12 protein-coding genes and 2 pseudogenes are annotated in these 15,971 nt (G+C 64.6%); 11 read left to right on the plus strand and 3 right to left on the minus strand.

The window, feature by feature from the left end:
• Window positions 1-11: 11 nt before the first annotated feature.
• From LWC34_RS16405 to LWC34_RS16430, 6 genes and pseudogenes are all read left to right on the plus strand, one after another.
• Complete coding sequence (locus LWC34_RS16405) at window positions 12-1,043, plus strand: IS110 family RNA-guided transposase (RefSeq protein ID WP_233725474.1); 1,032 nt, start codon at window positions 12-14, stop codon at window positions 1,041-1,043.
• A gap of 638 nt (window positions 1,044-1,681) precedes the next feature.
• A pseudogene (locus tag LWC34_RS16410) lies at window positions 1,682-2,074 on the plus strand (winged helix-turn-helix domain-containing protein); the annotation flags it as partial.
• Complete coding sequence (locus LWC34_RS16415) at window positions 2,014-2,664, plus strand: IS630 family transposase (RefSeq protein WP_235729494.1); 651 nt, start codon at window positions 2,014-2,016, stop codon at window positions 2,662-2,664. The pseudogene LWC34_RS16410 and the gene LWC34_RS16415, both read left to right, overlap by 61 nt.
• Before the next feature lie 795 nt (window positions 2,665-3,459).
• Window positions 3,460-4,818, plus strand: a complete 1,359-nt coding sequence (locus LWC34_RS16420) for a GntP family permease (RefSeq protein WP_235729495.1) — start codon at window positions 3,460-3,462, stop codon at window positions 4,816-4,818.
• A gap of 11 nt (window positions 4,819-4,829) precedes the next feature.
• A complete protein-coding gene (locus LWC34_RS16425; protein ID WP_233725929.1) occupies window positions 4,830-6,008 on the plus strand; it encodes a CaiB/BaiF CoA transferase family protein in 1,179 nt (392 codons plus the stop codon).
• Complete coding sequence (locus tag LWC34_RS16430) at window positions 6,005-6,919, plus strand: hydroxymethylglutaryl-CoA lyase-like TIM-barrel protein (protein WP_233725930.1); 915 nt, start codon at window positions 6,005-6,007, stop codon at window positions 6,917-6,919. The genes LWC34_RS16425 and LWC34_RS16430 overlap by 4 nt, the downstream gene beginning before the upstream one ends.
• On the opposite strand, the gene LWC34_RS16435 is transcribed toward LWC34_RS16430, so the two are convergent.
• Entirely contained in the window at window positions 6,885-7,673 is a 789-nt protein-coding gene (locus LWC34_RS16435) for an IclR family transcriptional regulator (protein WP_233725931.1), read from the minus strand. The genes LWC34_RS16430 and LWC34_RS16435 overlap by 35 nt on opposite strands.
• 58 nt (window positions 7,674-7,731) lie before the next feature.
• Complete coding sequence (locus LWC34_RS16440; RefSeq protein ID WP_233725932.1) at window positions 7,732-9,066, minus strand: ferredoxin reductase family protein; 1,335 nt, start codon at window positions 9,064-9,066, stop codon at window positions 7,732-7,734.
• Window positions 9,067-9,732: 666 nt separating this feature from the next.
• Between LWC34_RS16440 and LWC34_RS56930 the strand changes: the two genes are divergently transcribed.
• The 5 genes and pseudogenes from LWC34_RS56930 to LWC34_RS16460 all read left to right on the plus strand — a co-directional run bounded on the left by LWC34_RS56930 (window position 9,733) and on the right by LWC34_RS16460 (window position 13,985).
• Entirely contained in the window at window positions 9,733-9,975 is a 243-nt protein-coding gene (locus LWC34_RS56930) for a hypothetical protein (protein WP_284051450.1), read from the plus strand.
• A 28-nt stretch (window positions 9,976-10,003) separates the two neighbouring features.
• Window positions 10,004-10,913 (plus strand): annotated as a pseudogene (locus LWC34_RS16445) (cytochrome P450).
• A gap of 5 nt (window positions 10,914-10,918) precedes the next feature.
• Window positions 10,919-11,929: a terpene synthase family protein gene (locus LWC34_RS16450; RefSeq protein WP_233725933.1), complete on the plus strand. Its 1,011-nt coding sequence runs from the start codon at window positions 10,919-10,921 to the stop codon at window positions 11,927-11,929.
• Window positions 11,929-13,230 (plus strand): cytochrome P450, encoded by a 1,302-nt coding sequence (locus LWC34_RS16455; RefSeq protein ID WP_233725934.1) that lies wholly within the window; start codon window positions 11,929-11,931, stop codon window positions 13,228-13,230. Before LWC34_RS16450 ends, LWC34_RS16455 begins: the two co-directional genes overlap by 1 nt.
• Window positions 13,227-13,985 carry an SDR family NAD(P)-dependent oxidoreductase gene (locus tag LWC34_RS16460; RefSeq protein ID WP_233725935.1) on the plus strand — a complete coding sequence of 253 codons (759 nt, stop codon included), beginning with the start codon at window positions 13,227-13,229 and terminating at the stop codon, window positions 13,983-13,985. Before LWC34_RS16455 ends, LWC34_RS16460 begins: the two co-directional genes overlap by 4 nt.
• 54 nt (window positions 13,986-14,039) lie before the next feature.
• On the opposite strand, the gene LWC34_RS16465 is transcribed toward LWC34_RS16460, so the two are convergent.
• Window positions 14,040-15,971, minus strand: coding sequence for a potassium transporter Kup (locus LWC34_RS16465; RefSeq protein ID WP_233725936.1), 1,932 nt, complete (start codon window positions 15,969-15,971; stop codon window positions 14,040-14,042).

Below are 15,971 nucleotides of genomic sequence, written 5' to 3' on the forward strand. Positions count from 1 at the left end.
GGAGGCCCCTGGTGTCTGAGTATGACGGACAACAGTACGTCGGGATCGATTTACATCGGCATCGGTCGGTGATCGTGCGGTTGAACGCCGCTGGTGAGCGACTGGACGCGGTGCGGATCGACAACGACCCAATGACGTTGATGGCCGAGATCGGCAAGGCCGGACGGTGCCCGGAGGTGGTGCTGGAGGCCACGTATGGCTGGTATTGGGCCGCGGACGCGCTGGCCGAGGCGGGTGCGCGGGTGCATTTGGCGCATCCGCTGGGGATCAAGGGCTGGACCACGCGGCGGGTGAAGACCGATTGGCGCGACGCGGCGGATCTGGCCGAGGTGTTGTGGCGGGGCCGGTTGGCTGAGGGCTGGATCGCGCCACCGCGGGTGCGTGGCCTGCGGGAGCTGGTGCGTCACCGCGCGAAACTGGTCAACCTGCGGACCGGGGTGAAAGCCGGGGTGCACGCGGTGCTGGCCAAGCAGGGCGTCCGGCTGCCGGTCAGTGATGTGTTCGGGGTCCGGGGCCGGGCCCTGCTGGCCGAAGCGCCGTTGGATCCGCCGTTCCGGGCGAGGGTGAACAGTCAGTGCCGGTTGATCGAGGCGTTGGGTTTCGAGATCGCCGTGGTCACCAGTCTGATCACCCGCCACGTCGCGGCTGATCCGGGATACCTGGTGCTGCAACAGATCCCCGGTGTCGGCCCGATCCTGGCCGCGGTCCTGATCGCCGAGATCGGTGACATCACCCGGTTTCGCTCGCCGCGGCAGTTGTGTTCCTGGGCCGGGCTGACCCCGAAACACCACGAATCGGACCGGAGCGTGCGCCGGGGCCGGATCACCAAACAGGGCTCTCGGCTGGTGCGCTGGGCGGTGGTCGAAGCCGCCCAGAAAGTCCCCGCCGGCACAGGCTGGCTGGTGGCCACCCGGGAGGGGATCCAGGAGCGGCGGGGCCGCAACATCGCGACCGTCGCGGTCGCCCGCCGCCTGCTCACGCTGGTGTTTTATGGCCTGCGGGACGGACACATCCGCGCCCTGCACCCGCGGCAGGCCGGATGAGGACTGGTCGTGACCAGGCGCGGATCGGCCCGTGTCTGACCCCCACCCCCGGGGTGGCGTGGTCGTCGATTTGATTGATCCCGCCTGGCCACGGTCGCACCTCACCATGCACACACCCAGCGGATAGATGACCGACAACCAGCCCCCGAGGGTTGGTCTTTGTCACCCGGACTATTTCCGGGCACCGGCGAACGCGACCACACACCTCACACGAACCCACCACGAAAAAAGGGGACCACACCACACAATTTTCCTGGCTTGAATAGCGTGACATCTCCGACGGTATCGGCGTCAAGACCACGCCCCTTCCTGCGGAAGGGGTGGCCCTCCGGGCCAGTCATTGACCCCCACACCGCGGACCTCCCTGCCCGCGATCGCCAGAAAAACCCAGAAAAACAATCCCCCGGACTTGACCGGCCCCGCTCCTTCATAGATGACATGGGAACCCCGCGCGGGGCAATGCCATTGACTTAAAGATCTTTCGGTAATAGGGTGAGTCGTTGCGGGTGATACGCCTTGCCTGGTAGGACAATCGTGGTATGCCAGAACCGTCACGATCGGCCGGCCAGCGTCGGAAAGCCCGTAGCAGCAAGAAAGTAGCTGCCCGCCGTGATTTTGAGGCGTTGCGAGAACGCCGGATGCGGGCAGCGGAGATGTTCGACCGCGGCAAGCGGCAGGTCGATGTGGTGGTGGAGTTGGGAGTCTCGGCGCAGACCGCCTCACGGTGGCACCGGGCGTGGTCGGCCGGCGGACGGCAGGCATTGGCCGGGGCTGGCCGTGCCGGGCGGCTGCCCAAGCTGACCGACGAGCAGGTGGCCGAGGTGGCCGGCGCGCTGGCGCAGGGACCGAAGGCGAACGGATTCCCGACCGACATGTGGACACTGGCACGGGTGGCCAAGGTCATCGAGAAACTCACCGGGGTGCGGTACTCGCAAACCCAGACCTGGACGATCCTGCGCGAGCGGCTGGGCTGGAGCAGGCAGCGTCCCGCCCGCCGCGCCACCGAACGCGACCAGGAGGCCATCGACAGGTGGGTGAAAAAGGAGTGGCCACGCATAAAAAAAGCGCCCGGCGCCGAGGGGCCTGGATCTGCTTCCAGGACGAGTCCGGATTCTCCCTGCTGCCCGTAGTCCGGGCCACCTGGGCGCCACGCGGCCAGACCCCGGTGCTGACCCACCGGTTCTCCTGGAAACGCCTGTCGATGTCCGGCGCGCTGGCCTACCGGCCCGACCGCAGCGAGGCCGTGTTCGTGTTCGGCATCAAAGAAGGCGCCTACAACACCGCCTCGCTGATCGAGTTCCTCACCGCTCTGCTCGATCACCTTGACCGCCAGAAAGTCACCCTGATCTGGGACGGCCTGCCCGCCCACCGTTCCGCGGCCATGAAGGAATGGCTGGCCACCCAACGACACTGGCTGCGCGTGGAACCGTTGCCCGGCTACGCCCCCGACCTCAACCCGATGGAAATGGTGTGGGGCAACGTCAAAGCCACCGAGCTGGCCAACTTGTGCCCGGACACCATCGACGAGGCCCACACCGCCACCCAGGCCGGCCTGGAACGTGTCGGCAGCAGCTACCAACTGTGCTTCAACTTCCTCGACCATACCGGCCTTTCCCTATGACACAATTCACTCAAATACCGAAAGATCTTTAAGAGAGTTCTCGCACTTCAGAGGTGTCCTGCGGGCGTGGGGCACGAAGTTGATCTTGAGAGGCGCGGAACGCGAGTGGCCCGGCCCGCAAGCACGGACCCGCGCCACCGATGGACGGGACTGTCCACAATGGCCTTCATCCCGGCCCGCCACGGTCCGCGAGGGGAACCTTTGGCGCGTTGGACGCCGCGAAGGTGACCTTCACGGCACCAACCTGGGTAACAGGAGTAACGCGCGGGGTAAGTGCTACTAATGTGACGATCAATCGTCCCTGCGCAGCTTGCGACCAGCCAGAATGCTTGAGTCAGTGGCATTGCCGCGCGGGGTTCCCATGTCAAATCGAGCCGCGGTGACCACCGAAGCGCTGGAACAGGAACATAACCGCAGCAACCACGCTGGAACAGGAACAAAGCCACAGCAACCACGCTGAAACCCGAAGCCGAGCCACAGCAACCTGGCCGGAAACCGAAGCCGAGCAGAAAAAGCACACCGCTGAAACCAGAAGCCAAACCAGCCAACTGAGCCGAGAGAGCCAACTGGGCCGATGAAGCCGATGAAGCCGATGAAGCCGATGAAGCCGAGCTAACCGATCGAGCAACCCCACCACGGCCGCCCTGACCAGCCCCCTCCCCCAAGGTGTGACCTGTCAGCCACCTTCAACCCTTGACTCACATCGTGGGTGTGAGCTCATAATATGAGTAACCTTCGACAGGAAGGTCACGCCCCACTGGGTGCAATGTGGCACGAGTGAACGGGAACATGCGGATGTCGGACACAGCGATCCTCATCAACACCGCCATCGCGGTAGTAGCCATCGTGGTGCTCATCGTTCGGTTCAAGCTGAATCCCCTGGTCGCCCTCGTCCTTGGTTCCTGTTACCTCGGGTTGGCGACCGGCCTTGGGGTGAGCAAGACGGTCGAAACCGTCGGCACGGGGTTCGGCGAGATCCTCGCTGAGATCGGACTGCTGATCGCCTTCGGCGTCCTGATGGGTGCGATCCTCCGCGACCTGAGGGCGATCGAGCGCTTGGTTGACAAGTTGTTCCACGTTTTCGGGCCCAAGCGGATCCCGCACGCGATGGCCCTCACCATCACCACGTTCCTACAGTCGATCTACCTCGATGTCCTGCTCGTCATCTCCGCTCCCCTCGCCAGGGCGATCGCGCCCAAGCTTGGCAAGTACGGCACCGCGCGGATGGCGACCGCGCTGGCTATCGGCCTGGAATGCGGCATCGTCTTCACCGTCCCCGGTGTTGGCGCGCTCGCCCTCGCTGGGCTGCTCGATGTTCCTCTTGGCACCTACCTCATCTATGGCCTCATCGTCGTCATCCCCACTGTGGCCACCGCGATCACCATCACCACCTTCCTGCTCACGAAAGGCTGGTGGAAGCCGGAGCTCGACGAGCAGGAGTTACCGCAGGAACCGCAGCCCGCGGAACCGGCCGCCGCAGGAACCACCACCCTGACGAAAACCAAGACCGAGCCACGACTGGTCCTGCTGTTCGCCCCATTGCTCACCGCATTGCTGCTCGTGGCGACGGGAGCCATCGCGAAAATGGCGAACTGGTCCAACGCGGTCGTCGATCTGTTGTCCAGCCCGATGATCGCGCTCCTCATTGGACTCGTCGGGACCTGCCTCATTGGACGCAAGTACATGGGACAGCCCAAAGTGGACGAGTCCATCGCCACCGGTCTACGCCAAAGTGGACAGATTCTTCTACTCAGCGGTGTCGGTGGTTCGCTCGCCGCGACCATCAAAGCCGTTGGCGTAGGCGACATTCTCGGCAAGTACCTGTCGGCAAGCACGTGGGCTCCGCTCCTTGTCGTGTGGGCGTTGGCCGCAGTCCTTCACGTGGCCGTCGGCTCAGTCACGATCTCGGCGATCACGGCCGCGGGCCTCCTCGCACCCATCGCGCCCGCGCTCGGGCTTTCCCCTGTGCTCATCGCGTTGGCCGCGGGCGCGGGGTCTCTCTTCCTCGTCCATCTGACCAGCAACACGTTCTGGCTATTGCAATCCCTGATGGGACAGACCACCAGGGGAACGCTCAAGACTTGCTCAGCTGGTGTCTCGATCGCGTCCGTTGTCGCGATGGGACCGATTCTCGCGCTGAGCATCTTCGTCTAGAAAGGACAACAATGCGCCTGCCACTGCATGGCCTGCGGGTCCTCGAACTCGGCAACTACATCGCCGGGCCGACCGCCGGACGGATGCTCGCGGACTTCGGCGCAGAGGTCATCAAGGTCGAACGGCCTGGCAAGGGCGACGAACTGCGCAACTGGCGGCTCTACGCCGGTGACGTGTCCATGCTTTTCCGGACCATCAACCGCAACAAGAAGTCCGTCGTCATCGACCTCAAGACGCCTGACGGCCGCGGCACCGTGCTCGATCTCGTCAAGCACTGCGACGTCGTGATCGAGAACTTCCGCCCGGGCACACTGGAACGCTGGCAACTCGGTCCGCGGGAACTGGAAGAAGCCAACCCGGACATCATTCTCGCGCGTATCTCCGCCTTCGGACAGACAGGACCGTTGGCGGGACGGCCAGGGTTCGCGGCGGTCGCGGAAGCCATGGGCGGTCTACGAAACCTCGTCGGCGAGGCAGACCGGCCACCGTCACGCGTCGGCGTATCCCTCGGCGACTCGGTCGCCGGGTTGTACGCGGCATTCGGCGTGATGGTCGAACTTTTCCAACGCCACAACGGCGGATTCGCAAGGCCGCTCACCGAGCGCGTCATCGACGTTGCCTTGCACGAAGCCGTGTTCTCGATGATGGAATCGCTCGTGCCGGACTACCAAGCGTATGGAGTGGAAAGGAAACGAGTCGGTGGACGAATGGAAGGCATCGCGCCGTCGAACGCCTACGAATGCCTTGACGGCGCCAGTGTGGTGATCGCGGGCAACGGCGATTCGATCTTCCAGCGCTACATGCGGGCGATCGGCAGGCCGGATCTCGCCGACGATCCCGGCCTCGCGAGCAACGCGGGCCGGTGGGCGAGGCGCGACGAACTCGACGAAGCCATTGCCGCGTGGACGAAAACGCTCACCCGGGCCGAAGCGCTGAAAATCCTTGACGACGCAGGGGTTCCGGCCGGACCGATCTACACGGCGGCCGATATCTGCGCGGACGAGCAATACCGCGAGCGCGGCATGATCCAGCACTTCCCGGTCGACGTCGGCGCCGATACCCCGGCTGTGGTCGGCTTTCCCGGGATCGTGCCGCTCATCGGGCCGACGTCACTGCCGGTCCGGTCGATCGGCCCGGATCTCGGTGCCGACACCGACGAGGTACTCAACACAGTGAAGGCGCGATCATGACCACAATCAGGGATGTCACGCTGCGAGATGGCCTGCAGCTGACTGGAAAGCAGCTGTCAACGGACCGGAAGGTCGGCATCGTCCGTGACCTTCTGCGGCTCGGTGTGCCCAGTATCGAAATCGGCTCGATGGCCAGGCCGGATCTGGTCCCCTCCATGGCGAACACGCTCGAAGTGATCGAACGGCTCGAACCAGACGAGCGGGCGCGCTGCTGGGTCTGGGTAGCAACCCCAAGGCACGTCGAGAAAGCAGCGAAGGCAGGAGCCACCAACTTCCAGTACTGTCTGTCCGCTTCGGACAAACACAACCTGGCGAACATCGGCCGGACAACGGAAGCCAGCCTCGAAGCCATGCCAGCGGCCATCGACAAAGCAGGCAGGATCCAGTTGTGCATCGCGACCGCGTTCACGTGCCCGTTCGACGGCCCAGTGCCCGAGGAACGCGTCCTGGAAATCGCCAACGATCCCCGAACCGAAGGCGCCGAGGACATCGTCATCTGCGACACCCTCGGACAAGCGGTTCCCGCCCAGGTCACGAGCCTGATCAGCAAGGTCGGCGGGCGCAGGATCGTGTACCACGGTCACGACACGTGGGGCCTCGGCGTCGCGAACTCCCTGGCCGCGATCGCCGCCGGAGCCGACGAGGTCGACGGCGCCCTCGGCGGACTGGGCGGTTGCCCGTTCGCGCCCGGTGCCAGCGGAAACGCCTCAACTGAAGACCTGTTGTTCGGGCTGCGCCCAGACTGGCTGACGCCCGCGATCTTCGCGGAGCTGGTCAACCTCACCGATGGATTGCTCGCTGAGCTGGGCGAACCGAACCGGTCCCGTGCCGTGCAAGGCGCGCACTCCAGTGCGACAGCCTTCCCCTGGGCGAGCGCTAGTCGGGTAGCCGACCACCAAGCGCACGAGTGATCCGCTCAGCATTCTCGACCAGCACGTCCACCCATTCGTTGCACGTCTCGTACGGCATGCGCAGCGTCGGCCCCTGCACGGTCACGGCCCCAACCAAGTCAGCCGCCGAGTCGAACACGGGCGCAGCGATACCGGACGCGCCGTCGACACGCTCGCCCACGGTGATCGCGTATCCATCCGCGTGGGTCTGCTTGATCAGGGTCCGCATGGTGTCGCGATCCGTCACCGTGCTGTCGGTGAGCTGCGGCAACTCGTGCGAAAGGACCTGGTCAGCGAGCTTCGGCTGCCACGCGAGCAGTACCCGGCCGGACGCGCCGACGGTCAGCGGCGCGATCCTGCCGACCGACACCTCACGCCGCAGGATGTGGTGCGTCTCAGCAACCGCGATGCAGACACGCACCTCACCTTCGGACCGGAAGAAACACGCCGTCTCGCCCGTCAGGTCACGCAGGTCCTTGAGCACGGGGGTGATCACGGCGAGGTCGTCGAAGTCCTTGGCCGCGGCCGCGGCCCAGAACGCCATCCGGACACCGATCCGGAAGCGGTCGTCGACCCGGTCGAGGAATCCGTGAGCGACCAGGTTGGTGACCAGACGCTGCACGGTCGAGGTCGGGATGCCGGTGGCCTTGTGGAGCTGCCGCAAGGTCAGCACCGGCTGCTTGAGCGTGAAGGCGTTCAGGATCTCGGTGATCTTGCCGAGGACGAGCAGGGGCGTATGCCCGGATGTGCCTGCCTTCTGCTCTTCCTTGCTCATACCCTTGAAAATACGGCAGAGTGCCGCCGAAGTCCTCGGCGGCACTCTGAACAGGCACTTAGGCCATACTGAACTTCTCGGTGTGGATCTGCGCATCGGGCACGCCGAGCTTGCGCAGGGAATCCTCGACAGCCTCGGTCATCGCGGTCGGGCCGCAGATGTACACGTCACGTTCCCTGATGTCCGGAACCGCGGCACGCAGCGTGCCCGGCTCGAACGGACGCGCGCCCTGGTCACTGCGGCCGGTGAGCACGTGCAGCCTGCCCCGGCGGACCGACACCAGATGCTGAAGTTCGTGCAGCAGAACGGCTTCGCTCTCGTGGCGAACCCGGTAGAGCACGATCACGTTGCCAGTCGGGTCTTCCTCCAGCAAAGCCCGGATCGGCGTGACGCCGACGCCACCCGCGATCAGCAGGATGCCGTGCTTGGTCCGGTGCTGAGCGGTGAAGGCGCCGTACGGACCTTCCATGAAAACCCGGTTGCCGACCTGGATGTTGCGCAGGTTGGCGCTGCCGTCGCCGACCGCTTTGGCAGTGAGGCGCAGGCCCTGGCCGTTGGGCGCGGCCGACAAGGAGAACGGGTTGGCCAGCCACCAGTGCCGGTGACCAGGGAAGCGCCAAATCGAGAACTGGCCTGCCCTGGCGCGCAGCTTGTCCAGGTTACGACCGGTGACGTGCACCGAGACCACGTTGGCCGACTCGGGAACGACCGCGGCGACCCGGAACTGGTGGTACCTGTTGCGCCACACCGGAACCACGATCCGGCCGATGATCAGCGAGCCGAAGGAGAACAGCCACAAGGCCCACCAGTAGATCATCGCGAAGGTGGAGGACGCGAACGTCGTCGTCTCCAGCAGTTGGTGCACGAACGCCAGGCCCAGGGCCACGTACAGCAGCATGTGCACGCCGTGCCAGGTCTCGTAGCGCAGCTTGCGGCGGATGGGGCGGATGGACACGACCCCGATCACGATGATGATGGCCGCGGCGACCATGCCGAGCAGCGAGGCGGTCACCCCCGCCAGCGCGCCGAACGTCTTGAACATCGAAACGCCGTCGAGCGTCGCGTAGCCGAGCACGACGATCGTGGCGTGCGTCAGCACAGTCCACAACAGCGTGAACCCGATCCACCGGTGCCACACCGTCAGTCTGTCCATGCCGATCCGGCGGTCCAGCCATGGCAGCCGCGCCACCAGCAACAGCTGGAACATCATCACGACCGCCGCGTGCAGGCCGAAGAACTTGGCGACGGTCAAGATCTCGTTCTTGCCCGTGCCGACGGTGAAGAACAGAACCTCGACGATCGCCAGGTTGACGACCACGAACGCCCACATCGCCAGCCGCGCCTGGGTGACTGGCGATAAAGACTTTTGCCGTACCTGTGTACTCGTCGCCACTGCCGTACCTCTCCGTATCCTGCCCGATTCGTCCAGTCCCGATCGGGGGGTGCACAGTATCCACTCCCCTGACGGCGAGTCGGTTCACTGAAACCCGGATCGTTACCGCGACCGGGCTCCGGTCCACGGTGGACACAACCGCACCAGGCCGTCGGCGCGAAAATCCCGCACCCGGCACAGATGTCGAATCCAGTTCAATGAATGCCGTGCCCAACATCTCCTTCCTGTCGAATTTCTGAGTTTTTCTGAACACCCAATTCGCTATGCGAGCAACATTTCAACCAATGGCGAACTTACGGTCCGTGACATTCCGTTCACAGAATCACCACATCTGTTGACCACGCGCCGGTGGCAACATCTCGCCACCGCTCTTGAACACGCTCTCACATGATCTACTAGCCCATATTTACAGTTCAGAGCGTCTGCAAGATGACAGTGAGTGTCACGAGAAAATTACGCCGAACGAACTACACCGCGCTTAACACTTCGTTTGACACCTCATCACACGCGTATGTATCTGAATGAGAGACCCTCATTTTCAAGTGGCTCGTCAGGAGTTCCATGTCACACCCTGGTGTTGCGCTGTCCAAAAGAGAACGGACCGTTCCCGACGCACCCGGCGCCTGGCCGCTTCTCGGTCATATAGTCCCTATTCTCCGAAACCCGTTGGGTTATCTGTCCTCGCTCGGCGAGTACGGCGACGTCGTGCGACTGCGGTTCGGCAAGCTCGCTGTCTACGTGGTGACCGACCCCGATGCCACGCGGGACGTGCTCGTGCCCGGTGACCTCGAGTACAAGCGAGGGATCTGCTTCGAGAAGCTCGAACCCGGTCTTGGCAAGGGGATCGCGACCGCGTCCGGTGATGAGCACAAGCGAGGCGGCCGAAGAGACCGCCACGTCCTGGCATGACGGCCAGACCATCCAGGCCGACGAGGTCATGAACGACCTCGCGCTGACCGCACTGACCCGGAGCCTGTTCAAGTTCACGGTGAACCCTGACACCGCGGACGCGATCAAGCACGGCATGCGGATGCTCACCCACAGCCTGCTCAAACGCATTGTCCTGCCCACGGCATGGGAACGCCTGCCCACGCCCGGCAACATCCGGTTCAACCGCGCGATGACCAGGATGAACAACGCGATCGCGGACGTCATCGCCGAGTACCGCGACGCCGGGGAAGACCGCGGCGACGTCCTGTCCGCGCTGCTCGCGGCCCGCGATGACAACGGCAACCCGTTGTCCGATCAAGAAGTCCACGCCCAGGTGATGACCTTGGCGCTGACCGGCATCGAGGCGCCGGGCGCGACGCTGGGCTGGGTGCTCTACGAGATCGGCAACAACCCCGAGGTCGCCGCGCGCGTGGCCGCCGAGTTGGACAGCGTCCTCGGCGGCCGGACACCGGCGTACGAAGACTTACCCAAGCTGGAGTACCTCGGCCGCGTGATCAACGAGGTGCTACGGCTGCGTACGCCCATGCTTTTTCTCCCGGCGGACTCTGCGGACCGTCCACGCAGGCGAATCGGTCATCCCCGCCGACCAGGAACTGATCTACAGTCCATACCTGCTGCACCACGACGCCCGGTGGTTCGAGAACCCTGACCGGTTCGACGCCGACCGATGGTTACCGGAGAACGCCAAGAAGATCCCCAAGGGCGCGTACATCCCGTTCGCCGCAGGCTCTTTCCAGTCCATCGGCAAGATCTTCGCGATCACCGAGCTGACCATGATCACCGCCGTGCTCTTCGGCCGATGGCAGATCCGGCTGGTTCCAGGAACTGAAGTGCGCGAGGTCGCCAGCGCGCTCATCCGGCCAAGCCAGCTGCCGATGACCGTCGCGGCCCGGTGACCACTGTGGACACATACAAGTTACCGGATCTGCGGTTGCCGTTCGCCACCGCGACCCATCCGCAGACACAGCAGATCCAGGAATCGACCGAGCGCTGGTGCCGGGAGTTCGGCCTCTTGCGTTCGCCCAGCGTGGTCAAGAAGTTCCGCGCCCTTGGCTACGGGCGCATCATGTCGACGCTCACCCCGTACGCGCCCTTCGACGGCCTTGCCCTGATCGCCCACTGGAACAGCTTTTTCTTCGTCACCGACGATCAGCAAAACATCGCCGTCACGTCGAACCGCACGGCACTCTACGAAGACCTCGTCGCGAGCATGCGGCAGCTCATCGCAGGCTTCGGCTCGACGGCGCACGATGATCACCCGCTCATCGGCGCTCTGCGTGACCTGTTGATCCGCACACTGCCTGACCGTCCTGCCTATTGGATCACGAGGTTCCGGCACAACCTGGACCTGTGGCTGACCGGGCACAAGACCGAGAACAGTTATCGGGTGGCCAACAAGGTTCCCGAGGTCGAGGACTACATCGCGGTACGGCGGGACGCGTCGACCGTGTTCCCCACGCTCGATCTGGTCGAGATGGTCGAGCAGGCCACCATCCCTAACGATCTTTACCACTCGCCGGAGTATCAGACCCTGGTACTCGGCACGGCCGACATCATGTGCTGGATCAACGACATTCACTCGCTGCACATGGAAAAAGGCGATCCGATCAACTTCGTCACGGTTCTTGATCACCACGAGCACCTCGGTATCCAGAAAGCCATCGACGCTGTGGCCGCCCGTATCTCGAGTCGCGTGCTCGACCACCTGAACGCGGCCCACAAGCTGCCCGAGACGATGACCGCGTTTGGCATCGGTTTCGACGAGGAACCCGCTGTTCTACGGTGTGTGCAGGACCAGCAGTCGTGGGCCGCGGGCATGGAGGCCTGGGACCGCACGGGCACCATCCGCTTCGCCGATTCGGAAGTGCCCGGACACGGCACCAAAGCGTCCTATGTAGAGGATCTGTTGTGATGACTACCGCTCCTGGAGAGCTGCCACTGCTTGGACATTCACTTGCGCTGTTACGCCGTGACCGGATCGGATATCTCACGTCGTTGCAGCGGCTCGGCGACATCGTCGAGGTCAAGATCGGCACTCGGCCGTACCTCGTGCTCAACTCGGCGGACTTGGTCCGGACCGTGATGGTCGAGCAGGCCAAGAGCTTCGCCCCTGGCCGCATCTTCAACAAAGCGCGGCCGTACGTCGGCGACGGCTTGTTCACGGCAGAAGGAACCGAGCACAACCGGCAGCGCCGGATGGTGCAGCCCGCGTTCCATCGCGCCGAGGTCGCTCGTTACGTCGCGCGGGTCAGCGAGGTCACCCGTAAACAGGTGGCGGAGTGGACGCCCGGCGACACCGTCGAGATGGGCCGCCAGATGCACATCCTCACCAGCGAGATCATCGGCCAGACGATGTTCCGTGCACCCGAGGCGTGTGAGGTCGTGCGAGTCGCCCGCGATCAGCTGCCCGCTCTGTTACAGGGCTTGGGGATGCGCACGCTGCTGCCGGACCTGTTCACCCGCATCCCCACCCCGGTCAACCGCCGTTTCGACGAGGCGTGCGACAGCCTTCGGAACAGCTCGCAGCGACTGGTCGAGTCCTATCGCAAGAACCACAGCGATCTCGGTGATTTCATCTCGATGCTGATGGCGGCTCGGGACGGCCGAACGGACACCGCGTTCACCGACGCCGAGATCCGCGATCAGGTCATGACCTTGCTGATCGCCGGGATCGAGACACCCGCGACCACGCTGACCTGGGCGCTGTACGAAATCGCGCACCGACCGGAGCTGCAGGACCGGATCGTGGCCGAAGCCACCGATCCGGCGGACGTGAATTCGTTGCAGTTCACGGATGCTGTAGTCCAGGAGGCACTGCGGCTGCACCATCCGTTGTGGATGCTGATGCGACGGGCCGTCGAGCCAGTCACCATCGGCGGCGTGTCCATCACGCCGGGTACCGAGGTGATCTACAGCCCGGCGGCACTGCACCGCGACCCGACGATCTTCGCGGATCCGTTGCGGTTCCAACCGGAACGGTGGCTCGACGCCACTCCGGAGATGCAACGCGCGCTGATTCCGTTCGGGGTGGGCAACCGGCAGTGCATCGGTGACCATTTCGCGTGGTCGATGATGAAGATCTGCATCGCCACGATCGCCGCCGAGCGACGGCTCACGCTGCCTGCCGGATTCACGCCCAAGACGATCATTTCCAGCATCGTCCACCTCGCCGATCTGCCGATGGTCATGCACCGCAGGGAGAGAAACTCATGATGCTGCGAGGCAAGGTCGTGGTGATCACCGGCGCCGGATCCGGAATCGGCCGCAGCGCGGCGTTGGTGATGGCCGGGCATGGAGCGAGCCTCCTGCTCGCCGACATCAACGAAACCACGTGCAAGGAAACAGCAGAGCTCGTCCTCAGCCAAGGTGGCACGGCAACAGCCGTGAGCGCCGATGTGTCCAAAGAGGACGATGTCGAAGCGATGCTTGATGCGACGATCAACGCCTACGGCCGGGTCGACGGCGCGTTCAACAACGCTGGCATCGACGGTGCTTTCGAGCCGTTCGCCCAGACCACACCGGCGAACTGGGATGCTGTGCTCGGCGTGAACCTGACGGGTGTCTGGCTGTGCATGCGCGCGGAGATCCGCCGGATGCTGGAATCCGGCGGTGGCGCCATCGTGAACAACTCGTCGATCGGCGGCATGGTCGGGATGGGCCTCGGCCTGTCCGCCTATGTCGCGGCCAAGCACGGCGTGTTGGGACTCACCCGGGAAGCCGCGCTCGAGTATGCGACACAAGGGATCCGGGTGAACTCCATCCTCCCTGGAACCGTGCGTACCGGGATGTACGAACAGGTTGTCGCGACCGGAGTGGTGACCGAGGAGCAGATCGCCGCCATGCAGCCGATCAACCGCTCGGCTCACCCGGACGAGATCGCCGAGGCGGCCGCATGGCTGTTGTCCGACCGGGTTTCGTTCGTCACTGGCCAGGCCGTGCCCGTGGATGGAGGATTGGTGGCTCGCTAGGTCGTGTTTCGGATGGCCCGGTCGACTATCGCGATCGGGCATTCGAAACACGACCTACACGTCGATGTGCGAGCCCATGATCACCGTGCGGTCGCGCGGCAGGGCGAAGTGCTCGGCGGCGTCGGCGGCGATGTAGGACGTGGCGATGAACAGCCGTTTGCGCCACGGGGCCATGGTCGGGGCGTCCCCGCGCTGGAGTTCGATCTTCGACAGGAAGTACGAGGCCTGCTCCAGTTGCACGGGCCGCCCTTCGACCTCGTCCGCGTCCAGCATCGCCAGCGCTTCGGGCACGTGCGTCCGCTCCATATAGCCCCAGTGGGCGGTGACGTGCAGGATCCCGTCGTCGGCGTAGCCGAGGTCGTCGACCTCGATCCGGTCCTCCGCGCGGACGCGGGGCACGGGTTCGGTTTCGATCGAGAGGATGACGACCTTCTCGTGCCGGACATGGTTGTGTTCGACGTTGGCGCGCATGGCCAGCGGCGCGGTTTCCTTGCCACGGTTGAGGAACACAGCCGTGCCCGGCACACGTTGGGTCGGCAACCGGCCGTCCCGAAGTTCATCGATGAACTCCCGCAACGATCCCTCGGCGCGTTCACGGGCCGCGGTGACGATCTCGCGGCCGCGTTGCCAGGTCGTCATCACAGTGAACGCGGTCAGGCCGATCAGCAGTGGCAGCCAGGCGCCGTGGATCAGCTTGGTCATGTTCGCCGCGAGGAACAGCAGGTCGACGGACAGCAGGATCGTCGCGCCGATGCCGATCAGCCACGGCGAAACGTTCCATTTGTGCCGTGCCACGAAGAAGAACAGCAGGGTCGTGATGGTGATCGTGCCGGTCACCGCCATGCCGAAGGCGAAGGCCAGTGCCGTTGAGCTGCGGAACGCGAACACCAGCGTCAGCACCGAGATCATCAGGACCCAGTTGATCCATGGCACGTAGATCTGGCCGACCGTGGATTCCGAGGTGTGCGCGATCCGCAGCCTAGGCAGGTACCCGAGCCGCGCGGCCTGCGACGCGACCGAGTAGGCGCCGGTGATCACGGCTTGCGAGGCGATCACCGTGGCCGCCGTGGCCAGCAGCACCATCAGCAGCCGTCCCCAGCCGGGGACCAGCAGGAAGAACGGGCTGCTGATGTTCGCTGGGTCGTCAAGGATCAACGCGCCCTGGCCGAAGTAGCTCAGCACGCACGCGGGCAGCACCAACCCCAGCCAGCCGCGGGTGATCGCTTTGCGGCCGAAATGTCCCATATCGGCGTAGAGCGCCTCGGCGCCGGTCACCGCGAGCACCACGGCGGCCATCGCGAAGAAGGCGATGCCGAAGTTGCCGACCAGGAAATCCAGTGCGTACGTCGGCGACAACGCCTTGAGGATCTCCGGATGGCCCGCGATGCCCACGATGCCGAACGCGCCGATGGCCACGAACCACGCGATCATCACCGGCCCGAACACCCGGCCGACCGTCGCCGTCCCACGCTTCTGCACGAGGAACAAGCCGACGATGATCACCGCCGTGATCGGGACGATCAGATTGTCCAGGTCGGGATCGATCACCTTGAGCCCCTCGACCGCGGACAACACCGAGATCGCCGGGGTGATCATGCTGTCGCCGAAGAACAGCGCGGCGCCGAAGATCCCCAGTCCGGCCAGCACCGCCGCCGACCTGCCACCCCATTGCGCGGCCTTGCGCCGCAACAGCGTGATGAGGGCCATGATGCCGCCCTCGCCGTCGTTGTCAGCGCGCATCGCCAGCAGGACGTACGTGACCGTGACGATGATCATCACCGACCAGAACACCAGCGAGACCACGCCGTAGACGTTCTGTGTGCTGATCGGCACCGGATGCGGGTCGGCCGGGTTGAACAGCGTCTGCAGGGTGTAGATCGGGCTGGTGCCGATATCGCCGAACACGACGCCGAGGGCACCGATCACCACTGCGAGCCGCACCGCGTCACCGGTGCCCGAACTGTCCGATGTGGTCTTCTGCTGCAC

This window comes from Kibdelosporangium philippinense (genome assembly GCF_021390435.2).
GTDB lineage: Bacteria > Actinomycetota > Actinomycetes > Mycobacteriales > Pseudonocardiaceae > Kibdelosporangium > Kibdelosporangium philippinense.

Coding starts and splice junctions, on each gene's coding strand:
- LWC34_RS16420 (WP_235729495.1), top strand. CDS start 3,460: ATGTCGGACACAGCGATCCTCATCAACACCGCCATCGCGGTAGTAGCC.
- LWC34_RS16425 (WP_233725929.1), top strand. CDS start 4,830: ATGCGCCTGCCACTGCATGGCCTGCGGGTCCTCGAACTCGGCAACTAC.
- LWC34_RS16430 (WP_233725930.1), top strand. CDS start 6,005: ATGACCACAATCAGGGATGTCACGCTGCGAGATGGCCTGCAGCTGACT.
- LWC34_RS16435 (WP_233725931.1), bottom strand. CDS start 7,673: ATGAGCAAGGAAGAGCAGAAGGCAGGCACATCCGGGCATACGCCCCTG.
- LWC34_RS16455 (WP_233725934.1), top strand. CDS start 11,929: ATGACTACCGCTCCTGGAGAGCTGCCACTGCTTGGACATTCACTTGCG.
- LWC34_RS16460 (WP_233725935.1), top strand. CDS start 13,227: ATGATGCTGCGAGGCAAGGTCGTGGTGATCACCGGCGCCGGATCCGGA.